Here is a 21,409-nt window from a genome sequence, read left to right as displayed (position 1 = left end):
GAATAGGCTCGCAAACGTTTGCCTGGACTGTTAGAATTGCGCCGATTTTTCTTACTAGCTATGCAATCGCGTGGGGATTTAAGCCGTGACCAACAAAACTTCTCTCAGCTACAAAGATGCCGGTGTTGATATTGACGCAGGTAATGCGCTGGTTGACCGAATCAAAGGTGTGGTGAAAAAAACCCGCCGCCCGGAAGTGATGGGTGGTCTGGGTGGATTCGGCGCACTGTGCGCGCTGCCGCAAAAATATCGTGAACCTGTTCTGGTCTCGGGTACTGACGGTGTAGGCACCAAACTGCGCCTGGCGATGGATTTAAAACGTCACGACACGATCGGTATCGATCTGGTCGCGATGTGCGTGAATGACCTGGTGGTTCAGGGCGCAGAGCCGCTGTTCTTCCTCGATTACTACGCGACCGGCAAACTGGACGTGGATACCGCTGCCAGCGTGATTAACGGTATCGCCGAAGGCTGTCTGCAGTCCGGCTGTGCGCTGGTCGGTGGTGAAACCGCAGAAATGCCGGGCATGTATCACGGCGAAGATTATGACGTCGCGGGCTTCTGCGTCGGCGTAGTAGAAAAATCAGAAATTATCGACGGCAGCAAAGTGGCCGATGGCGATGTGCTGATCGCGCTGGCTTCCAGCGGCCCGCACTCCAACGGCTACTCCCTGGTGCGTAAAATCCTCGAAGTGAGCGGTTGTGATCCGCTGACTACCGAGCTTGACGGTAAACCGCTGGCTGACCATCTGCTGGCGCCGACCCGCATCTACGTGAAAAACGTGCTTGAGCTTATCGAGAACGTCGAGGTTCACGCTATCGCTCACCTGACCGGCGGCGGCTTCTGGGAAAACATCCCGCGCGTCCTGCCGAACAACACCCAGGCGGTGATCGACGAATCCTCATGGCAGTGGCCAGCCGTGTTTAACTGGCTGCAGACCGCGGGTAACGTGAGCTCTCACGAAATGTACCGCACCTTTAACTGCGGCGTGGGCATGGTTATCGCCCTGCCGGCAAGCGAAGCGGATAAAGCGGTTAAGCTGCTGACTGAAAAAGGTGAAAACGCGTGGAAAATCGGTACGATTAAAGCTTCCGATTCCGAACAGCGTGTGGTCATTGAATGAAAAACATCGTGGTGCTCATTTCCGGCAACGGAAGCAATTTGCAGGCCATCATAGACGCCTGCAAGCAGAAGAAAATCAATGGCACCATTCGGGCAGTTTTCAGCAACAAGGCCGACGCGTTCGGCCTTGAGCGCGCGCGGGAAGCGAACATTCCCGCGCACGCGCTGGAAGCCAGCCAGTTCGCCGGGCGTGAAGCCTTTGACCGCGAGCTGGTGCATGAGATTGATGCCTACGCGCCGGACGTGGTCGTGCTGGCGGGCTATATGCGTATTCTGAGCCCGGCCTTCGTCGAACACTTCGCCGGTCGTCTGCTGAATATCCACCCTTCCCTGCTGCCAAAATATCCCGGCCTGCATACCCATCGTCAGGTTCTTGAAAACGGCGATGAGGAGCACGGTACCTCCGTGCATTTCGTTACCGACGAGCTGGACGGCGGTCCGGTGATCCTGCAGGCGAAAGTTCCGGTCTTTGACGGCGACAGCGAAGAAGACGTGACCGAACGCGTGCAGACCCAGGAACACGCCATTTACCCGCTGGTGGTCAGCTGGTTTGTCGACGGGCGTCTCGAGATGCGCGACGGCGCAGCCTGGCTGGACGGCGTGAAGTTACCCCCGCAGGGTTATGCGGCCGAAGAGTAGTTTGTTACGTCGGGTGGCGCTGCTGCGCTTACCCGACCTGTACATTGCATTACCGGATATCCCCTTCTCCAACCTTCTAAAATCCCCAACAAAAAAAATAACTGTCATACTTTTCTGGCACTGTTGGACATATCGTGGAAATGCTCGCCATAATAAGGACGAGACGGATTTACCACGTCCTGTGATTGAACTGGAGTGTGAGCTGTAATGGGTCAGGAAAAGTTATATATCGAGAAAGAGCTAAGCTGGTTAGCATTCAACGAACGTGTACTCCAGGAAGCGGCAGATAAAAGTAACCCGCTTATTGAGCGCATGCGTTTTTTGGGCATTTATTCCAACAACCTGGATGAGTTCTACAAGGTTCGCTTTGCCGAGCTGAAAAGACGCATCATCATCAGCGAAGAACAGGGCTTAAACTCGCACTCGCGGCATCTGCTGGGCAAAATCCAGTCCCGCGTGCTGAAAGCCGATCAGGAATTTGACGGCCTGTATAACGAACTGCTGCTGGAGATGGCGCGCAATCAAATCTTCCTGATTAACGAACGCCAGCTTTCCGTTAACCAACAAAACTGGCTGCGCCACTACTTCAAACACTACCTGCGCCAGCACATTACCCCGATTCTCATCAACCGCGAAACCGATCTGGTTCAGTTCCTGAAAGATGATTACACCTACCTGGCGGTGGAAATTATTCGCGGTGAGTCTATCCGTTACGCGCTGCTGGAGATCCCGTCCGACAAGGTGCCCCGTTTTGTGAACCTTCCGCCGGAAACCCCGCGCAGACGCAAGCCGATGATCCTGCTGGACAACATCCTGCGCTACTGTCTGGACGACATCTTCAAAGGCTTCTTCGATTACGATGCGTTAAACGCCTACTCGATGAAAATGACCCGTGACGCCGAATATGACCTGGTGCACGAGATGGAAGCCAGCCTGATGGAGCTGATGTCCTCCAGCCTGAAACAGCGCCTGACGGCCGAACCGGTACGTTTTGTCTATCAGCGCGATATGCCGGACGCCATGGTAGAGATGCTGCGCGAGAAACTGACCATTTCGCGCTATGACTCCATCGTGCCGGGTGGTCGCTACCACAACTTTAAAGACTTTATTGGCTTCCCGAACGTCGGCAAAGCCAATCTGGTGAACAAGCCGCTGCCGCGCCTGCGCCATCTGTGGTTCGATAAATTCCGCAACGGATTCGACGCCATTCGCGAACGCGACGTGCTGCTCTACTATCCGTATCACACGTTTGAGCACGTGCTCGAACTGCTGCGTCAGGCCTCGTTTGACCCGAGCGTGCTGGCGATCAAAATCAACATTTACCGCGTGGCGAAAGATTCCCGCATCATCGATGCGATGATCCACGCGGCGCATAACGCCAAAAAAGTGACCGTGGTGGTTGAGCTGCAGGCGCGTTTCGACGAAGAAGCGAACATTCACTGGGCGCGCCGTCTGACGGAAGCCGGTGTACACGTCATCTTCTCCGCGCCGGGGCTGAAAATTCACGCCAAGCTGTTCCTGATCTCCCGTAAAGAGGGCGACGATGTGGTGCGTTATGCCCACATCGGTACCGGGAACTTTAACGAGAAAACGGCGCGAATTTATACCGACTACTCGCTCTTAACCGCCGACGCCCGCATCACTAACGAAGTGCGCCGGGTCTTTAACTTTATCGAAAACCCGTACCGTCCGGTGAGCTTTGACTATCTGCTGGTCTCGCCGCAGAACTCGCGCCGCCTGCTGTACGATATGATCGATAAAGAGATCGCCAATGCCCAGAAAGGGCTGTCGTCCGGCATCACGCTGAAGCTTAACAACCTTGTCGACAAAGGGCTGGTGGACAGGCTGTATGCAGCGTCCAGCTCAGGCGTGCCGGTTAACCTGCTGATCCGCGGCATGTGCTCGCTGATCCCGGAACTGGAAGGCATCAGCGACAATATTCGCGTGATCAGCATCGTTGACCGTTACCTGGAACACGATCGGATCTATATTTTTGATAATGCGGGTGATAAACAGGTTTATCTCTCTTCGGCAGACTGGATGACGCGCAATATTGACTACCGTATTGAAGTCGCGGCACCGCTGCTGGATCCGCGTCTGAAGCAGCAGATCCTCGACATCATCGAGATTCTGTTCAGCGATACCGTGAAAGCACGCTATATCGACAAAGAACTCAGTAACCGCTATGTACCGCGCGGCAACCGCCGCAAAGTGCGGTCGCAACTGGCGATTTACGACTATATCAAATCACTCGAGCAACCCGATTAACCTATGCCGATAAATGATAAGACCCCACGCCCGCAGGAATTCGCCGCGGTCGACCTTGGCTCTAACAGTTTCCACATGGTCATCGCCCGTGAGGTGGATGGCGCGCTGCAGATCATCGGTCGTCTGAAGCAGCGCGTACACCTGGCGGATGGTCTTGATGAACGCAACATGCTCAGCGAAGAGGCGATGGAGCGCGGGTTAAACTGCCTGTCGCTGTTTGCTGAACGCCTGCAGGGCTTCTCTCCCTCAAGCGTGTGCATCGTGGGCACCCACACCCTGCGCCAGGCCCTGAATGCCCCGGAGTTCCTCAAGCGGGCCGAAAAGGTGATCCCCTACCCGATTGAGATCATCTCCGGCAACGAAGAAGCGCGTCTGATTTTCATGGGCGTTGAGCACACCCAGCCGGAAAAAGGGCGCAAGCTGGTTATCGATATCGGCGGTGGCTCAACGGAGCTGGTGATCGGCGAAGACTTTGAGCCGCGCCTGGTGGAAAGCCGCCGTATGGGCTGCGTCAGCTTCGCACAGATGTATTTCCCGGGCGGCACCATCACCCGCGAGAACTTCCAGCGCGCGCGTATGGCGGCCGTCCAGAAGCTGGAAAACCTGGCCTGGCAGTACCGTATTCAGGGCTGGAACGTGGCGCTGGGCGCGTCAGGCACCATCAAGGCGGCGCATGAGGTGCTGCTGGCGATGGGTGAAAAAGACGGGTTTATCACGCCCGAACGCCTGACGTTGCTGACTGAAGAAGTGCTGAAGCATAAAAGTTTTGACGCCTTAAGTCTGCCGGGTCTTTCCGACGAGCGTAAAGCGGTATTCGTGCCGGGGCTGGCTATTCTCTGCGGCGTGTTTGATGCCCTCGCCATAAAAGAGCTGCGTCTGTCGGACGGCGCGCTGCGTGAAGGCGTGCTGTATGAGATGGAAGGCCGCTTCCGCCATCAGGATATTCGCAGCCGCACCGCGCAAAGCCTGGCCAACCAGTACAACATCGACCGCGAGCAGGCGAAGCGCGTGCTGGACACCACGGTGCAGATGTACGAACAGTGGCAGGAGCAGAATCCTAAGCTCGCACACCCGCAGCTTGCCGCGCTGTTGAAATGGGCCGCGATGCTGCACGAAGTGGGGCTGAACATCAACCACAGCGGGATGCACCGCCATTCTGCCTACATTCTGCAAAACAGCGATCTGCCTGGCTTCAATCAGGAGCAGCAAACCATGATGGCGACCCTGGTGCGTTATCACCGCAAGGCCATCAAGCTTGACGATCTGCCGCGCTTTACGCTGTTCAAGAAAAAACAGTTCCTGCCGCTTATTCAGCTGCTGCGTCTGGGCGTGCTGCTCAATAACCAGCGTCAGGCGACAACGACGCCCCCAACGTTAAAACTGAAAACAGACGACCATCACTGGACGCTGAGCTTCCCGCACGACTGGTTCAGCCAGAACGCGCTGGTCCTGCTGGATCTGGAAAAAGAGCAGCAGTACTGGGAAGCGGTCACCGGCTGGCTGCTCAAAATCGAAGAAGAGAGCGCCGACGTCGCCGCGTAACGGCTCAGGCGTCCGCGGTGGACGCCTCTGCTTCCAGCAGTGACTCAAGCGGTGCCGGTCTGCCAATCAGATAACCCTGCACATAATCGATGCCTAGCGCCTGAACCGCGCTACGTATCTCTTCGCTTTCGACATACTCCGCCACCACCAGCATTTTCTTCATGCGCGCCAGATGGCAGATAGACGCGACAATCTGATAATCCAGGCTGTTGTTGACGATATTGCGGATAAAGCTGCCGTCAATCTTGAGAATATCCGCGTCCACGCTTTTCAGCCGCGCATAGCTCGCATAGCCGGTGCCAAAATCATCAATTGCAATACGTACCCCCATTTTCTGCAGCTGCCGGAGGATGTGTAGCCCCTGCTCCGCGTTGCAAAAAGTGCTGCACTCCGTCACTTCAAAGATCAGCTGCCACGGCTCAATGGCGTATTTCGCCAGCAGGCGACTCACCTCAAGCGGAAACTGCACCCGACACACGGTCGACGGGGCAAGATTAATGGCAAAGCGCTGGCCGGGCAGTCTTTCGCGATGCGCGGCCAGGAAACACAGGGTGTGCTCGAGCACCCACAAATCTACCCGCGAGGAGAGGCCAAACTCCTGCGCGACGGGCAGGAACTGGTCGGGGGAAATCAATAGCCCGTTGATATCCGGCATCCGGAGCAGGACCTCGTGATAGCAATCGCCACGCATGCCGCGAACGGGTTGAACCAGCAGGGTGAATTCGTCGTTATCAAGCGCCTTTTGCAGGCGGCTCATCATTGCGACTTTATTCTTCAGGTTGCGCTGCAAATGGACGGCCCCACGCTGCTGAAGATTTTCCGGATGGTTGGAGGAGAGCGACAGATCGGCGACCACGCCCAGCTCGCCCAGCACCAGATAAAGATGGTTTACCGGGGACCTGACATAGCAATAGCTCACGCCCACCTGCGGCTGCAGCGGCATGCCGTCCCAGACAAAGCGGAACTGCTTGATATGCTCGTCCAGGGCTTCAATACGCTGCTGGTGCGATTCCGCGTTAAGCCGTACCGCCAGGTCATACCCGGTCAGGTGATAGACCAGCTCATTGGGCTGGAGAATGCCATTCACCCACTGCGCCAGCTGCTGCTTGTACTGAATCCGCAGCAACACACCGTAATTTCGGCCGAGAATTTCCAGCTCCGGAATGCGCAGCAGGCAGAGCGCCGACCACGGGTTTTTCGCCAGATCGCGCGACAGCGCCCGCAGGTTAGGCATATGGACGACCGGGTCGAGCAGCGCCAGCCTGCGGGAGCGTTTGTTCGCCGCGCGCTGCCGTGTTGCCAGCATCGACATATAAATCACCACGAAGGAGAAGACCAGGTAACTGGAAGAGGTGATCGCCAGCTGAATGTCATACCCCGGATTTACCGGGATATAGCGGTAAAAATAGTGAATAGACACCAGCAGTATCGGCGTCCAGATAAGCGAAATCAGCTTATAGCCAAAACGCATCGCGCCCCAGAGCATCACCGGCATCAGCAGGGAAAGAGTGTAGTTGGTGGTGAAAATGGAGCTGTTCTCATTCATCGGAATCAGCAGTAGCGAAAGCAGTCCGCCAAGCGCGATAGCCCACACCAGCAACTCAATGACCGTCACCTTTTTGTCTATCCCGGAACGGATCTGCGAGAGAAGGCTTTTGAGATAGCGCGGATGGCGAAGCAGGCGGATCAGCAGATAGCTCAGCGGCACGCCCGTCAGCCCGCTGACCAGCAGCGTCTGATAGTTGATGAGCGTGCGAATATTGAGGGGGTTTAATCCCGCAAGGCTCTGACGGCTCTCATACACGCCCAGATAGACCGCAAACTGAAACAGCACCAGAAACAGCGTCGCGGGGCAGAATACCTGCCAGAAGATGCGCTGCGCCATCAGCCGCACGTCGCCGTACGCGGTCATATTCCGTCTGGGCGCAAATACCCGGTAGCCACCCCAACTGAGGACTAAAGGGACGACAAAATGGAGGATCCCCGCGAAGGTTTCAAACATGCCGACCGACGGGTAATAGCGGATAAACAGCGACAATACGATCCCGGGCAGCGCTTCCAGGCCAAAAAACATCATCAGCGAAAGCAAAAATGAGAGGGGTAAATAATAGAGTGCCGCAATGCCGTCGCCCAGCTGCGTGAAGGTATTCGCGATACTCAGCACGGGAAGTAAAACCACAGGCAAAATAAGCGGCAATGCCCACCAGCGGTTTTCATTTTTTTTCAGGAAAGCGAGAATGTTCATAGATGCCCGGTTAAACCCCTTCCGCTCCAGAGGGAAAATAAAGACAGGCATCCAACCTGACGTAAGCGCCGCCCGGCGGCGTGCGGGGCGAACTGTGTGGAGGAAGGATTTTAAATATAAGGGCCGGGAAGCCGTTGACTTAAATCAAACTATTTTACGCAAATATCTTTTTGCGGCGTTTTTTTGTAATCATTTTCTTCATATTATCAATGTGGTAAATGCCTTAACTAATTTCAATAACATTAATCAATGTAAACATTGACGGTTATTTACACACAGCAGAATTGACCCCGTCTTCCCGCTGTGCCTTAATATCCTTGTCGCCCAAAAGGGCTTATCCAGGAAAAACAGAGTGAGTCAGGTCACGCGTATGCGAAAACGACATCAATTTAATACCCGAATGACCCGCATCATACTGCTCATCAGCTTCCTGTTTTTCTTTGGCCGCTTCGTTTACTCTTCAATTGGCGCCTGGTACCACCATCAGGACAAAACCCAGTCGCAGCAATCCAGCCTGACCGTCGACACCGCCGATCGCTAAACAGCCGAAGGATGTTGCACGAGCCGAATAATGGCCGCGATCCCTTTGCTGAGGATTTTATCCTGCCGCATGACCACCGCCAGCTGCCGCTGCAGCATGGGCGTAAGCGACATCACGCGTAGCCCTTCGCGATCGACATCCTGTTCGACCGCCATTCGCGGCACAATACTGTAGCCCAGCCCCGCGCGAACCATGCGTTTGATCGCCTCGATGCTGCCAAGCTGCATCACCGGTGCGATCGCTAATCCATTAGCCGCAAACCAGCCATCGATCAGCGTCCGGGTACCGCTGCCTGATTCAAAGGCAATCAGCGGCTGAGCGTGCAGCGCCTCCGGGGTAAAGTCCCTGAAAGCCTCCAGCTGCTCCTGCGACGCGATAAAAACAAACTCTTCGTCCATTACCGGCATGACGTCCAGCGATCTGCCACTTACCGGCAGCGTCACCAGTCCCATATCGAGCCGGTTCTCTTCGATGGCCCTGACGATATCGAGCGTGTTGCCCGTCGTCACCCCCACCCTCAGGAGCGGATAGTCGCGCCGCAACTTCTCCAGCAGCGGCGGCAGAAGATGGATGCAGGCCGTTGCCCCCGTGCCAAGCGTAATGATGCCGCTCACATCGTGGCTGAATGCGCTCACGGACCGAATAGCGTCATCCACCGCCAGTTGAATACGCTCTCCGTGCGCCAGCAACGCCTGCCCGGCAGCCGTCGCCTTAATCCCCCGCCCGGTACGCTCCACCAGCCGCGTTTGCAGAAACTGCTCCAGCTGGCGTATTTGCAGGCTGACGGCGGGCTGGGAGATACCCAGCGCATCCGCTGCCGCTGAAAAGCTGCCGCGCTGGATCACCAGACGGAACGTGGCGAGATAGCCCAGATTAAGCGTTGTCATTCAAAGTTTCTCTTATACCGCGCATAAGGTTGCTGCCCTGCCAGCACAATAGCGCGCGAGTTATGCTCAGGACAACTGCATAACGGAATGAAAACTAATGGAAACACCCGCCCTGCCACGCCGCCTCGCCCTCACGGCGGGATGTAATCAGCTCATCAACTGGGGGATCTCGTTTTATATGCCCGGCACCTTTGCGCTGGCGATTTCAGCCGACCGGGGATGGTCATCACCGCAGATTTACCTCGGCCTGACGCTGGCGATGCTGGTGATGGCGGCGATTTCTCCATTTGTCGCCCGCCTGCTGGCACGCTTTGGCGGCCAGAAGGTGGTGATGAGCGGCACGTTGCTGATCGCCGCAAGCTGCGCAGGGATGGCCTATACCCAGACGCTTTTTGGCTGGTACTGTGCCTGGCTGATCGGCGGCATCGGGATGCGCCTGTCGCTGTACGATGCGCTGTTCGCCGCGCTGGTAAACCTCTACGGGCAGCAGGCGCGAAGAACGATCTCACGCGTCACGCTGGCGGGCGGGCTGGCCTCCGCCGTTTTCTGGCCGCTGGGCAATGCTCTGCTTCAGGTCATGAGCTGGCAGGAGGCGCTGCGCGTCTACGCTCTTTTCGGCCTGCTGAGCGCGATGCTGATTCGAACGCTTCCCCGACAGCGGCTGACGGTGACGGCAAGGGTCGCCGCGCCGCCGCTGGACAACGAGCGGCGTAACGGCTGGCTTTATGCCGCCTTCATTGCCCTCATCACCTTTGTCTCTAACGGCACGTCCACCCATCTGCCGGAGTTTATTGCCCACTTCGGCCTGCCGGTCGCCATCGGGATGCTGTGGGGGATCGGCCAGACGGGCGCTCGTTCTGTGGAGGTGCTGGCGGGCGCTCGCTTAACGCCGTTCAAACTGACGCTTTTTACCGCGCTCGCCATGCCGCTCTGCTTTCTTCTGGGGATGAGCAGCGCCCTGTTTGCATGGTGTGCGGCCGGGTTTGTGCTGGGCTATGGCGCCATTAACGGGCTGGTCACCATCGTAAAAGCCACCCTGCCGCTGGAGCTGTTTAGTACCGAGAGCTATGCCCGCCGCACGGGCATGCTGCTTATCCCCGGCCAGCTGATGGCGGCAGCCTCACCGTTCGCCTATGCGTGGCTGAATAAAACGCTGGGGATAGCGGGTGCAATGTGGGTATCAACGGGCCTGACGCTGGTGATTGCCGGGCTGGCGATAGCGATTGTGCGCCGTCCACGCAGGCAAACTGTATCGCACTGTATCCAGAGCGCCACGCTGACAAACGGGTACAAAACCCCGCCTCCGGCAAATATCTCCGATACATAAAAATGGTTTTCTTTCCCTGTCGCCATTCAGAACCGATGAGGAGAGAACCCATGATTCGTCGCTATGCACTTTTCCCCCTGCTTGTCCTGGCATCTGTAGCCCATGCCCAGGCCACACCGCTGGATAACCTGAGCGCCGCGGACGTGAACGGCCCCGCCGCCGTTGCCCCGCTGGCGCAGCCGCAGCCGCCCGCAAAGCTGATCGTCGATCCCCCGCTTGCCGGGCCACTGAGCAAAGGCGCGGTGTTTATCCAGTACCGTGCCGAAAACCTGCGTATCGAGCCGGTATTCGGCCCTGAAGCGCTCAAGGTCACTCCGCGCATCGGACACATTCACGTGGTGGTGGATGACGCGCCGTGGCACTGGGCTGACGCCAGCGGAGAACCGGTGATCCTGGTAGGGCTGCCCGCCGGTAAACACAAGGTGACGATAATTCTGGCCGACCCGACGCATAAGCCGCTCGACCACATAACCGTTGAATTCACCGTCCCGCCCCATGCGGCGGTCCACCATTTTTAAGGAGTCTGAAGATGAAAGCACTTTCTGTAGTCACGGCAGGCCTGCTGGCGCTTTCCGCCAGCGCCTTTGCGCAGAGTAATACCAGCGTCGTGCTGGTGCACGGCGCGTTTGCCGACGGCAGCAGCTGGAATAAGGTGATTACCCTTTTGCAGAAGCAGCACGCAGAAGTCATTGCCGTCCAGCTCCCGCTCACGTCGCTCAAAGATGATGTTGCGGCCACGCGACGGGCTATCGCCCGCGCCGAGGGTGACGTGGTGCTGGTAGGCCACTCCTGGGGCGGCACCGTCATTAGCGAGGCGGGCAACGATGCGCGGGTCAAATCGCTGGTATACGTGGCGGCGTTCGCGCCGGACTCCGGCCAGTCGACGGTGGATCTGGCAGGAAGCTATCCTGCCCCGCCGGGCAGCGCGGGCATTGCCAAAACGGCGGACGGCTATTTATACCTGCCGACAGGAGCCGTCAGAAATGACTTCGCGCCTGACGTGAAGCCAGTCATTCAAGATACGATTGCAGCCACGGAGGGGCCGATTAAGGCCGAGGCGTTTGGTGAAAAGGTCGCCCACGCGGCGTGGCATGATAAACCGAGCTGGTATGTGGTCAGCAAGAATGACCGTATGATCAACCCCGATCTTGAACGGGCAATGGCGAAGACGATCCATGCGAAAACCGCCGAGGTGGCGGCAAGCCACGTGTCGATGGTGAGCCAGCCGGAGGCTATCGCCCGGACGATTGCGCAGGCGGTTGAAGCAAAGTAGTATTTTTGCGGACTTTATGCCGGGTAAGCACGGCGCCACCCGGCAAAAAAGACCGCTTCAGCGCTCCCTGTTCGCGGGATAATCCCGATTAATCCACGCGTGCTCCTCTTCCCAGGTGAACATCCATTTACGCACCGGGCCCGCCATCACGTTGAGGTAGTAGCTGTCATACCCGGCCATTGTCGCCACCGGATGGTAGCCCTTCGGCACCATCACCACGTCACGGTTATAGACCGCCATACACTCATCCAGCGTTCTGTCGTCGGTATAGACGCGCTGCATGCAGAACCCCTGCTCCGGGTTGAGGCGATGGTAGTAGGTCTCCTCCAGATAGGTCTCCTGAGGCGGGTTATCCGTGTCGTGCTTGTGGCTCGGGTACGAGCTGGTGCAGCCCTCACTGGTCCACACCTCCACCACCAGCAGGCTGTCGGCGGGCTTATCTTCCGGCAAAATATTATGCACGTAGCGCTGGTTATGTCCTTTGCCGCGCGCTTCACCGTCGATATCCTGCGGGGCAATCAGCCGCGTCGGATAGGTGCCCTTGCCCGGCGCGGCGCAGACCGCCAGCTCCAGCGTCGTCAGCGCCTTCACCTGCACCGACTCCTGCGGAGTGACGTAAACCGCCCACGGCTTGATGCGCTCGAAGGGGCTCATCCGCTCGCCGATGTCGTTAAACTGTGCGGAAGGCGTGCGGATGGAGGCCCGCCCGGCGACCAGCACCAGGCAGCGCTCTTCGCTGACGGCGGGCAGCGTCAGCGTCTGCCCCTCCTGCAGCTCATACGCCTCAAAGCCGACGTAGCCCCACCCTGCGCTTTCCGGCGTGACGGACTGGGTGCGTCCCTCCGCGTTCGGCTGTTGCCAGCGTGATAACAGACGTGACATGTTTCCTCCTCAAATCAGTCCGGCGTCGCGCGCCAGGCGGCTCAGGTTGTTATACCCCAGACGGGCGTAGGTCAGCGGATGGGCAATCGCCGGATCCTGCTCGGCCTCGACCACCAGCCAGCCGTGATAATCCTGCGCCTTCAGCAGCCGCATAATCGGCGGGTAATCGACGCAGCCGTCGCCCGGCACGGTAAACACGCCGCTCAGCACCGCATCGAGGAAGCTGGTTTTGCGGTTTTTGACGTCCGCCAGCACGTCGGCGCGCACGTCTTTGCAGTGAACGTGATTGATGCGCGACGCCCAGCGCTGCGCCACCGCCAGAGGATCGGCCCCGGCAAAGGTCAGATGGCCGGTATCCAGCAGCAGTCCGACCGCCTCCCCGGTGTGAGTCATCAGATTGTCCACGTCCTCGGCAGATTCAATCACCGTGCCCATATGGTGATGGTAGGCAATCTGCACGCCCTGCTGCTGCGTATAGCGGGCAAATTCGGTGAGCTTCTCGCCGTACTCCTTCCAGCGTTCCTGCGGGAAGCGCGGGCGCAGATGCACCGGGGTCTGCTGCTCGCCGTGAATGCAGCCGCTCACTTCCGCAAACACCAGCACCTTCGCCCCCAGCTCGCGCAGCAGCGTCAGGTGGGACTGCACGGCGGCGATCTCCTCCTCCACGCTGCGCTCCAGCAGGCGGCCGGAGTACCAGCCGGAGACCAGCTGCAGGTCGTGGCGCTGCAGGATGGGGCCAAGCAGGCGCGCTTCGCGCGGGAATTTATTGCCCAGCTCGAAGCCGGCAAAACCGGCCTCTTTACCTTCGCTCAGACAGGTCTCCAGCGACGTCTCCGCGCCGAGAGAAGGCAGATCGTCGTTCGTCCACGTCAGCGGGTTAATGCCTAATTGCACACTCATTGTCGTCTCCATTATGCGTGTCCGCGCTCGCGCCACCAGGCGATAAGCTGCAGGTAGTTGTCCCGGATGCGCGCCACCAGCTGCACATCGTCAATATCGTGCTTCAGCCACGCGCGGGAGGCATCGCCAAACAGCGTGCGCCCCACGGCGAAGCCTTTCACCAGCGTCTGCCCCGCTGCGGCTTTAAAGTCGGCGCGCAGCTGTTCCGCCGGAGCGTCCAGACCGAGGATCACCACCCCTCGGCAGTGCGGGTCCCGGCGTTCGATAATCTCGCTCAGCGCCGTCCAGCCGTCGGCGGAGAGCGGCGGCAGCTTCCACCAGTCCGGGTAAATGCCCAGGTTGTAGAAGCGGGATATAGCGCGCAGGTAGAGCTCGTCGCTGCGCGGCATGGTCGCGGGCAGGATCACCTCAAGCAGCAGCTCGTGCCCGGACCGGCAGCAGGCGTGGTACACCTCGGCGATTTTCTGCTCCTGCTCCAGGCGCAGGCCGTGGGCATCTTCCGGATGGAAAAAGACCAGGCACTTCACCACGTGCTCCTGCGGCCAGCTGATAAGCTGGGTGCCGATGTTGCCGTGCTCCATCTCCAGCGGCCGGGAGCCCGGCAGCTCAATGGGACGACCAATCCACCACCCTTCCCCGGTGATGGCGTTCAGCGCGTCCTGACCAAAGGTGCCGTCGCACAGCAGGCCGGCTTTGCCCTCCAGCCCGGCGCGACTCGCCGCCTCGCGGCTGGCCTGCAGGATCAGCTGCTTCAGCGCCGGAATACGCTTAAGCGACGCGCCGCACTGCATCGCCATATCCTCAAGCTGGCTGCGGTGATCGAAGGCCATCACGCACAGCTCCGGCCATTCGCGGCGGCGGGTGGTCACCCGGTGGAGATGGTTAAGACGCGGGTCAAGATCCGGGCGCGGCACCATCGCGGCGCGGGAGAGATAGTCATCCAGCTCGATTTTGCTCGGCATCGCCGGGGCGCAGCCGTGACGCGAGACCACCAGCGCGCCGCAGGCGTTGGCGTAGCGGCACGCCTGCTCCCAGCCCTCGTCGTTCAGGTAGCCGCGCAGCAGGCCGGACATAAACGCGTCCCCCGCCCCAAGAACGTTCAGCACCTCCACGCGCACGCCGGTCACCGTCAGGCCGTCGTCCAGCCGGGACGGAATAGCGTCGGTATAGACCGAGCAGCCGAGCGCGCCGCGTTTGCAGACCAGCGCAGCGTCACTGACGGCGCGCACCTGCTCCAGCGCCTGCAGGGTATCCGTGCTGCCGCCCGCAATGTGAAACTCCTCTTCGGTGCCGACAATGACGTCGAAGAGGTGCAGCACCTCCTGCAGCTCGCGGGTGACCTTATCGGCGGCGATAAAGCGCGTTTCCCCGTCGCCTAAGGCGGTGAGCCCCCACAGCACCGGACGGTAGTCGATGTCCAGCACCGCGCGCACGCCGTGACGGCGGGCATAGCCCAGCGCCGTCAGCACCGCCTCGCGGGTCTGCGGATGAGAAAGGTGAGTCCCGGTGATGGCAAGACAACGTGCGGAGGCAATGTAGCTTTCGTCCACATCGCTGGCGGTAATCGCCATATCCGCGCAGTTATCGCGATAAAAAATCAGTGGAAAGGTGTCCCGGTCTTTAATGCCGAGCAGCACCAGCGCCGTGAGGCGTTGTTTATCGGTAATCAGATGGCTGGTATCGCAGCCCACCTGGTTGAGCTCTTCCCGCAGGAAGCGGCCCATATGTTCATCGCCGACGCGCGCCAGCATCGACGAACGTAAACCCTGGCGCGCGGTGCCGTACGCCACGTTACCCGACGACCCGCCGAGATATTTGGCGAAGCTCGACGCGTCCTCCAGGCGGGCACCAATCTGCTGACTGTAGAGGTCTACCGCCACGCGGCCCATGCATATCACATCAAACTGCTTTTCCACGTTGATACCTCATCAGACAATGTCGTTCACGTTCAGCCATCGGCCTTCCTGGTGAGAGAGCGCGATCGCGTCCAGCACGCGCGACACCTTCCAGCCCTCTTCGAAGTCCGGCCACATCGGCGCGTCGGCGGCAATCCCGTCCACCAGGTCGCGCACCTCCACCGTTTTTTGATCGTTAAAGCCAATCCCGTGGCCCGCGCCCATGCAGAACGCGGCGTAGTCCGGGTGCGCCGGGCCGACGAGAAGCGTGCGGAACCCCTGACGATTCACCGGATCGTCATGCAGATAGAGCTTCAGCTCGGCCATGCGCTCCTGGGTGAAGCTGATGGCGCCTTTCGTCCCGGTGATGACGTACGACAGCCCCATCTTGCGGCCGCAGGCAACGCGGGAGGTTTCAATAACCCCTTGCGCGCCGCCCGCAAAGCGCACCATCGCGTGGGCCTGATCCTCGTTTTCGACGGCAATCATCTCTGACGATCCGGCCTTCGCCGGGCGCGCCGGGACCACGATCTTCAGGTCGCCGCAGACCTGCTCGATCTCCCCGACCAGGTACTGGGCCATATTGACGATATGAGCCGCGAGGTCGCCCAGCGCCCCCAGCCCGGCGGTCTCTTTGAAGCAGTGCCAGTGAACAGGCGAGAGCGGGTCGGCCATATAATCTTCGTTGTGGGTGCCGTAGAAGTGGATCACCTCGCCAATCTCGCCGCGCGCAATAATCTCCTTCGCCAGCTGCGCCGTCGGGTTTTTCATGTAGTTGAACCCCACCAGCGTTTTCACCCCGGCCCGCTTCGCCGCGTCTACCATCTCGCGCGCGTCGTGGGCGTTCAGCGCCAGCGGCTTCTCCGAGTAGACGTGCTTGCCGTGGCGGATCGCCTCCAGCGCCATCTCTTTATGCAGGTGGTTCGGCGAGCAAATATCCACCACGTCAATGGCCGGGTCGGCCACCAGCGCCCGCCAGTCCCCGGTGGAGCGGTTGAAGCCAAACGCCTGCGCGCGCTCTGCCGCCAGCTCCGGCGTGACTTCCGCCACCATCTCGCGCACCAGCCTGCCGCGCAGGTTGAACACCGTCGGGGCCTGGGCGTAGGCGATAGCGTGCGCCTTGCCGATATAACCGGTGCCAATTAATCCAATACGAACCTCTTTCATCGTGATCCTCACAGTGCGCCGCGACGGCTCTTGGCGTAGGTATCAAACGCCACCGCCAGAACGATAATTAATCCGGTGATAATCTGCTGGTAGTAGGCCGAGACGTTCATCAGCACCAGGCCGTTAATCAGAATCCCCATGATGATGGAGCCGATAATGGTGCCGCCGATCCGCCCGTAGCCGCCCATCAGCGAGGTGCCGCCGATCACCACCGAGGCGATGACGCGCAGCTCAAAGGAGATCCCGGCCACCGCCTCGGCGCTCCCCAGACGCGCGCTCAGAATGAAGCCCGCCAGCCCGGCCAGACAGCCGATCAGCACGTAGACGCTGACCAGCACGCGCTTGACGTTCACCCCCGCCAGGCGCGCCGCCTCCGGGTTACCGCCGATGGCATAGACGAAGCGGCCCCAGCGGGTTTTATGCAGCGCCAGATAGCCGCCGAGGGCGACGATGGCGAAGATCCAGATCGGAATGGAGATGCCGAGCAGCTCCCCGCGACCCCACCAGCGGTAGCCCTGATCGAAACCGGCGATCGGCGCGCCGTCGTTGATCACCAGCGTCAGGCCGCGCCAGATGGTCATCCCGCCGAGGGTCACGATGAACGGCGGCAGGCGCAGGCGGGTGACGCCCAGACCGTGCAGGAAACCAATCGCCGTGCCCATCGCCAGACAAATCCCCAGACCAATCAGCCAGCTCATGCCGCCCCAGGCGTTCGGGTCGACGGTGGTGAAGTTGTCGCCCTTAATTACGTACGCCGCGGTCATGGCGCAGACCGCCAGAATGGAGCCCACGGAGAGGTCAATCCCGGCAGTCAGGATGACGAAGGTCATCCCCACGGCCATGATCCCGTAGATGGACACTTCGGTCAGGATGTTGAAAATATTGCGTTCAGAGAAAAAATTGCTGTTCTGCGACTGGAAGAAGATCAGCAGCAGGATCATGAAAATCAGCACCCCGAAGCGCTCGAAGAAGGCGATGGGATCGATGCGTCCGGCGCGTTTGACCGGGGCCTGCGTTTTAGAAATCATCTGCGTCATGAGAAACTCCGTTATGCCGCGTTCAGGGCGTTGTGGTTGATGGCCATCATCGTCATCAGCCGTTCTTCGTTAGCGTCGTCACCGTGGATCTCGCCGGTCACCCGGCCTTCGCTGAGGGTGATGATCCGATCGGACACCGCCATCACCTCAGGCAGATCGGAGGAGATCACGATCACCGCCACGCCCTTTTTCGCCATGTCAAACAGCACCTGGTGCACTTCCGATTTGGTCCCCACGTCGATGCCGCGCGTCGGCTCATCAACGATCAGCACCCGCGGGTTGAGCGCCATGCAGCGCGCGAGGATCACCTTTTGCTGGTTGCCGCCGGAGAGCTTGCGCACCTCCTGCGCGCTGTCGACCATTTTGATCTGCAGCGCCTTGCGGTAGGACTCAATCAGGTCGTCCTCCTTGCGGGTGTTTACGAACCAGCGCCACTGCAGCAGCGAGGAGAGGCAGGAGAGCGACAGGTTGTCGCGAATCGACAGCCCCAGCACCGCCCCCTCTTTTTTGCGGTCTTCCGGTACCAGCGCCACGCCCTGATCGAGGGCATACAGCGGGTCGCGCGGCTGGTACGGCACGCCGTCCAGCTCAAAGCTCCCGGCGGTAAAGGCGTCTGCGCCAAACAGGCAGCGCGCCACTTCGGTACGTCCCGCGCCCACCAGCCCGGCAATGCCCAGAACTTCCCCGGCGTGGACGTGGAAGCTGATGTCGTGCAGGGCGATGCCGTGTGGATCCAGCGGCGGCTTTTCGCGGCTCAGCCCCTTCACCGCCAGGCGGACGGGTTTGTCCTCATGATGGGTTTCGCTGGCGGGGCGACGGTTAAAGGCCACGTCGCGCCCGACCATCAGGCGAATCAACTGCTCGACGTTGGTCTCCGCCACCGCGCCGGTGCCGGTAAAGCGGCCGTCCTGGAAAACGGTGAAGCGATCGCAGAGCTGAAAAACTTCGTGCAGGCGGTGGGTAACGTAAATAATGCTCACGCCGCGGTTTTTAAGCTCCCGCACCACGCGGTGCAGGCTTTCCACCTCGCTGTCGCTCAGCGCGGCGGAGGGTTCATCCATGATGATCAGGCGGGCGTTGAGGGTCAGCGCCCGGGCGATCTCCACCATCTGCTGCTGGGCGACGCTCAGGCGGGCGACCGGCGTGGTCGGCGCAACGTTCAGCTGGAGATAATCGAGAATGACCTGCGCCTCCTGGTTGACCGCCCTTTCGTCGACGATCAGGTTCCGTTTACGCGGCTCGCGTCCGAGAAACATGTTTTCCGCGACGGTCATGTTGGGCAGCAGGTTGAACTCCTGATAGATGGTGATAATGCCCTTGTTCTGCCGTTCCACCGGGGAGTCGTCCACCGGCAGCGTTTCGCCGTTGAACCAGATCTCCCCGCGCGTTTGCGGCTGCGCGCCCGCGAGCGCCTTCAGCAGCGTGGATTTTCCCGCTCCGTTTTCCCCCAGCAGGGCGTGGATCTCCCCCGCGCCGACGGTCAGCTGGGCGCTGCTCAGCGCCCAGACGCCGGAAAAGCTTTTTGCCAGGTCGGTCACTTTCAGTAAGGGTTGCGACATCGGTCTGCTCCTCCTCATGTTGAGCCGCCGGAGGCGGCTCGGGACATATCAGTTACCGGCCTCACCGATACGCTCAGCCTGCTGCAGGTTTTCTTTGGTGATCAGCGTCGGCGGGTAGTCGGCCCCGGTGATGGCTTTTTTCTCGCGCACGTTGGCCACCAGCTGGCTCATCGCCGTCTGCACCGCAAAGCCCGGACGCTGATCCGCCGTCACCGCCAGCCAGCCGTCGCGCACGCGGGCCAGCGCTTCCGGCACCGCATCAAACCCGGTCACGAGGATTTCGCCCGGCTTCACGCCCTGGCTCTGCAGGGCTTCAATCGCGCCCAGCGCCATGTCGTCGTTGGCGGAGAGGATTACCTGCGGACGTTTCGGCAGCGAAGGCAGAACGCTTTCAACGATGCGCATCCCTTCAGAACGCATCCAGTTGCCGGTCTGATCGGCGACGATCTTGTATTTGTCCCCGCCCGCCTTCAGGCTGTCGCGGATCCCTTTGGTGCGTTCAATATTGGAAGAGGAGCCCGGCTGGCCGGTGAGGAGAATGATCTCCGCGCCGTTGGGGAATTTGGTTTTGACGAAATCGCCAATCGCCTGGCCGCCCTTGTAGTTGTTGGCGCCAAAGTGCGGCACTTTCTTCTGGCTGTCGACGGAGCGGTCAAGGGTGACCACCGGCAGCTTCGCATCCTGAATTTCATCCACCGCGCTGGAGACCGCGTTCACGTCGTTCGGGGAGACGATAAAGCCCTGCGCCCCGCGGGTGATGGCGTTTTCCAGGTCAGCTACCTGCTTCGGCGAGCTGCCCTGCCCGTCCAGCACCTGAAGCTTCACGCCCATCTCTTTTGCGGCTTTCACCGCCGTGCGCTGCATGTGAACTTCAAACGGCATGGCCAGGTTTGGCGTACTGAAGACAATTTGCTCGTTTTCGGCGAGGGCGGCCCCGGACGTCATGGCGATGAGGGCGGCTACGATCAGTTTTTTCATTATTATTTCTCTCTGTGTAGGGTTGTTGTGTTTAGAGGACGATCTCGCGCTGGCTGCGCAGTGACTCCAGCGCTTTATCCGCGAGGTACAGCGCACGTTCACCATCATCGCCGCTGCAGTCAGGCACCGCTTCCCCGCGCAGGACCGCGACAAAGTGTTCCCATTCCGCGGCGTAAGCGGATTTGTAGCGCTGCAGGAAGAAATGTTCCGGCAGCGCGCTGGTGCAGCCCTGTTTGCCGTAATGCTGCACCTGGTTTTCCAGAATGTTGCCCGCGCACAGCAGCCCTTCGGAGCCGTGCAGCTCCAGGCGCTGGTCGTAGCCGTAAGATGAACGGCGGCTGTTGACGATGGTCGCCATCGCGCCGGAGGCATATTTCAGAACGATAAACGCGGTATCGATATCCCCCGCCTCGCCAATCGCCGGATCCACCAGGTTGCTGCCCTGGGCATACACCGACACCGGCTCTTCGCCCATGATGAAGCGCGCCATGTCAAAGTCGTGAATGGTCATATCGCGGAACATGCCGCCGGAGACGCGCACGTACTCAGCAGGCGGGGGAGACGGGTCGCGGGAGATGATGAGCAGCGATTCCGGTTTGCCGATGCGCCCGGCCTGCGCGTCGGTTTTCACGCGGCGGAACTGCGGGTCAAAGCGGCGGTTAAAGCCGATAAACAGCGGCACGTCGTACTCTTTGACCACCTTCAGGCAGTCGCGCACGCGGGCGAGGTCGAGATGTACCGGCTTTTCGCAGAAGATGGCCTTGCCGTGGCGGGCGGCCATTTCAATCAGGTCCGCGTGGGTATCGGTGGCGGAGGCGATCAGCACGGCGTGAACGTTAGGGTCGGTCATCGCTTCTTCCAGGCTCTGCTGGCGGGCCTGATACTGCGCGGCGAGACGGGTGGCAAATTCCTGATTCGGGTCAACCACGGACCAGAGCGTGGTCGCGCCGTGGCTGGCGATGTTAGCTGCATGTACCTGGCCAATTCGGCCAGCGCCCAGTAAAGCAATGTTAAACATAACGGCTCCCGGTGTTGGTGAATGCTGTGAACTAACGACCCTATAAATAAAACATTTATTTCATTTTTATAAATAGTGAAAATTATATTTTTGAGTGCGGGTTAACACTTTTGAGATGAATGAGATAAA

The 21,409-nt window shown here is 59.6% G+C and carries 17 protein-coding genes and 1 pseudogene; 8 read left to right on the top strand and 10 right to left on the bottom strand.

Annotation, left to right across the window (positions count from 1 at the left end):
- Positions 1–85 precede the first annotated feature (85 nt).
- The 4 genes from purM to ppx all read left to right on the top strand — a co-directional run bounded on the left by purM (position 86) and on the right by ppx (position 5,571).
- The gene (gene purM, locus ACOTZB_RS12070) at positions 86–1,123 is read left to right on the top strand and encodes a phosphoribosylformylglycinamidine cyclo-ligase (RefSeq protein ID WP_421627235.1); all 1,038 of its coding nucleotides are present in this window, start codon (positions 86–88) and stop codon (positions 1,121–1,123) included.
- A complete protein-coding gene (purN, locus tag ACOTZB_RS12065) occupies positions 1,120–1,761 on the top strand; it encodes a phosphoribosylglycinamide formyltransferase (RefSeq protein ID WP_023308771.1) in 642 nt (213 codons plus the stop codon). The genes purM and purN overlap by 4 nt, the downstream gene beginning before the upstream one ends.
- A 207-nt stretch (positions 1,762–1,968) precedes the next feature.
- Positions 1,969–4,029 carry a polyphosphate kinase 1 gene (gene ppk1, locus ACOTZB_RS12060; protein WP_033146179.1) on the top strand — a complete coding sequence of 687 codons (2,061 nt, stop codon included), beginning with the start codon at positions 1,969–1,971 and terminating at the stop codon, positions 4,027–4,029.
- A 3-nt stretch (positions 4,030–4,032) separates the two neighbouring features.
- Positions 4,033–5,571: an exopolyphosphatase gene (ppx, locus tag ACOTZB_RS12055; RefSeq protein WP_348941263.1), complete on the top strand. Its 1,539-nt coding sequence runs from the start codon at positions 4,033–4,035 to the stop codon at positions 5,569–5,571.
- Positions 5,572–5,575: 4 nt separating this feature from the next.
- Here ppx and ACOTZB_RS12050 read toward each other — a convergent pair whose 3' ends face one another.
- Positions 5,576–7,816 carry an EAL domain-containing protein gene (locus ACOTZB_RS12050; protein ID WP_421627234.1) on the bottom strand — a complete coding sequence of 747 codons (2,241 nt, stop codon included), beginning with the start codon at positions 7,814–7,816 and terminating at the stop codon, positions 5,576–5,578.
- Positions 7,817–8,186: 370 nt separating this feature from the next.
- Between ACOTZB_RS12050 and ACOTZB_RS12045 the strand changes: the two genes are divergently transcribed.
- The gene (locus ACOTZB_RS12045) at positions 8,187–8,357 is read left to right on the top strand and encodes a YfgG family protein (protein WP_023333002.1); all 171 of its coding nucleotides are present in this window, start codon (positions 8,187–8,189) and stop codon (positions 8,355–8,357) included.
- Here the strand turns inward: ACOTZB_RS12045 and ACOTZB_RS12040 are convergent.
- Positions 8,354–9,269, bottom strand: a pseudogene (locus ACOTZB_RS12040) (LysR family transcriptional regulator). The gene ACOTZB_RS12045 and the pseudogene ACOTZB_RS12040 overlap by 4 nt on opposite strands.
- 72 nt (positions 9,270–9,341) lie before the next feature.
- Here ACOTZB_RS12040 and ACOTZB_RS12035 point away from each other — a divergent pair.
- The 3 genes from ACOTZB_RS12035 to ACOTZB_RS12025 are packed head-to-tail and all read left to right on the top strand — an operon-like array spanning position 9,342 to position 11,844.
- Entirely contained in the window at positions 9,342–10,571 is a 1,230-nt protein-coding gene (locus tag ACOTZB_RS12035; protein ID WP_421627233.1) for an MFS transporter, read from the top strand.
- Positions 10,572–10,621: 50 nt separating this feature from the next.
- Entirely contained in the window at positions 10,622–11,089 is a 468-nt protein-coding gene (locus tag ACOTZB_RS12030) for a DUF6130 family protein (RefSeq protein ID WP_421627232.1), read from the top strand.
- Between the two features lie 11 nt (positions 11,090–11,100).
- Complete coding sequence (locus ACOTZB_RS12025) at positions 11,101–11,844, top strand: alpha/beta fold hydrolase (RefSeq protein ID WP_193805902.1); 744 nt, start codon at positions 11,101–11,103, stop codon at positions 11,842–11,844.
- Between the two features lie 57 nt (positions 11,845–11,901).
- Here the strand turns inward: ACOTZB_RS12025 and iolB are convergent, their stop codons facing one another.
- From iolB to iolG, 8 genes are read right to left on the bottom strand one after another with little or no spacing between them, the layout of a single operon-like run.
- Positions 11,902–12,726, bottom strand: coding sequence for a 5-deoxy-glucuronate isomerase (gene iolB, locus ACOTZB_RS12020; protein ID WP_421627231.1), 825 nt, complete (start codon positions 12,724–12,726; stop codon positions 11,902–11,904).
- A 9-nt stretch (positions 12,727–12,735) separates the two neighbouring features.
- Positions 12,736–13,626: a myo-inosose-2 dehydratase gene (gene iolE, locus ACOTZB_RS12015; protein ID WP_047652661.1), complete on the bottom strand. Its 891-nt coding sequence runs from the start codon at positions 13,624–13,626 to the stop codon at positions 12,736–12,738.
- Positions 13,627–13,637: 11 nt separating this feature from the next.
- Positions 13,638–15,542, bottom strand: a complete 1,905-nt coding sequence (locus tag ACOTZB_RS12010; RefSeq protein WP_421627230.1) for a bifunctional 5-dehydro-2-deoxygluconokinase/5-dehydro-2-deoxyphosphogluconate aldolase — start codon at positions 15,540–15,542, stop codon at positions 13,638–13,640.
- 12 nt (positions 15,543–15,554) lie between these two features.
- Positions 15,555–16,688, bottom strand: a complete 1,134-nt coding sequence (locus ACOTZB_RS12005) for a Gfo/Idh/MocA family protein (protein WP_193805897.1) — start codon at positions 16,686–16,688, stop codon at positions 15,555–15,557.
- A gap of 8 nt (positions 16,689–16,696) precedes the next feature.
- A complete protein-coding gene (locus ACOTZB_RS12000; RefSeq protein WP_008502116.1) occupies positions 16,697–17,725 on the bottom strand; it encodes an ABC transporter permease in 1,029 nt (342 codons plus the stop codon).
- 11 nt (positions 17,726–17,736) lie between these two features.
- Positions 17,737–19,284 carry a sugar ABC transporter ATP-binding protein gene (locus ACOTZB_RS11995; protein ID WP_047652664.1) on the bottom strand — a complete coding sequence of 516 codons (1,548 nt, stop codon included), beginning with the start codon at positions 19,282–19,284 and terminating at the stop codon, positions 17,737–17,739.
- A gap of 48 nt (positions 19,285–19,332) precedes the next feature.
- Positions 19,333–20,262, bottom strand: a complete 930-nt coding sequence (locus ACOTZB_RS11990) for a sugar ABC transporter substrate-binding protein (protein ID WP_021241824.1) — start codon at positions 20,260–20,262, stop codon at positions 19,333–19,335.
- A 31-nt stretch (positions 20,263–20,293) separates the two neighbouring features.
- Complete coding sequence (gene iolG, locus ACOTZB_RS11985) at positions 20,294–21,280, bottom strand: inositol 2-dehydrogenase (protein WP_045325983.1); 987 nt, start codon at positions 21,278–21,280, stop codon at positions 20,294–20,296.
- Positions 21,281–21,409 lie beyond the last annotated feature (129 nt).

Origin of the sequence: Enterobacter cloacae complex sp. SHL020 (assembly GCF_049236945.1) — a bacterium.
Taxonomy (GTDB): Bacteria; Pseudomonadota; Gammaproteobacteria; order Enterobacterales; family Enterobacteriaceae; genus Enterobacter; species Enterobacter dykesii.
The sequence above is the reverse complement of the archived record's forward strand: the minus strand, read 5'-3'. Positions and strand labels throughout refer to the sequence as shown.

Coding starts and splice junctions, on each gene's coding strand:
- purN (WP_023308771.1), top strand. CDS start 1,120: ATGAAAAACATCGTGGTGCTCATTTCCGGCAACGGAAGCAATTTGCAG.
- ppk1 (WP_033146179.1), top strand. CDS start 1,969: ATGGGTCAGGAAAAGTTATATATCGAGAAAGAGCTAAGCTGGTTAGCA.
- ppx (WP_348941263.1), top strand. CDS start 4,033: ATGCCGATAAATGATAAGACCCCACGCCCGCAGGAATTCGCCGCGGTC.
- ACOTZB_RS12050 (WP_421627234.1), bottom strand. CDS start 7,816: ATGAACATTCTCGCTTTCCTGAAAAAAAATGAAAACCGCTGGTGGGCA.
- ACOTZB_RS12045 (WP_023333002.1), top strand. CDS start 8,187: ATGCGAAAACGACATCAATTTAATACCCGAATGACCCGCATCATACTG.
- ACOTZB_RS12035 (WP_421627233.1), top strand. CDS start 9,342: ATGGAAACACCCGCCCTGCCACGCCGCCTCGCCCTCACGGCGGGATGT.
- ACOTZB_RS12030 (WP_421627232.1), top strand. CDS start 10,622: ATGATTCGTCGCTATGCACTTTTCCCCCTGCTTGTCCTGGCATCTGTA.
- ACOTZB_RS12025 (WP_193805902.1), top strand. CDS start 11,101: ATGAAAGCACTTTCTGTAGTCACGGCAGGCCTGCTGGCGCTTTCCGCC.
- iolB (WP_421627231.1), bottom strand. CDS start 12,726: ATGTCACGTCTGTTATCACGCTGGCAACAGCCGAACGCGGAGGGACGC.
- iolE (WP_047652661.1), bottom strand. CDS start 13,626: ATGAGTGTGCAATTAGGCATTAACCCGCTGACGTGGACGAACGACGAT.
- ACOTZB_RS12005 (WP_193805897.1), bottom strand. CDS start 16,688: ATGAAAGAGGTTCGTATTGGATTAATTGGCACCGGTTATATCGGCAAG.
- ACOTZB_RS12000 (WP_008502116.1), bottom strand. CDS start 17,725: ATGACGCAGATGATTTCTAAAACGCAGGCCCCGGTCAAACGCGCCGGA.
- ACOTZB_RS11995 (WP_047652664.1), bottom strand. CDS start 19,284: ATGTCGCAACCCTTACTGAAAGTGACCGACCTGGCAAAAAGCTTTTCC.
- ACOTZB_RS11990 (WP_021241824.1), bottom strand. CDS start 20,262: ATGAAAAAACTGATCGTAGCCGCCCTCATCGCCATGACGTCCGGGGCC.
- iolG (WP_045325983.1), bottom strand. CDS start 21,280: ATGTTTAACATTGCTTTACTGGGCGCTGGCCGAATTGGCCAGGTACAT.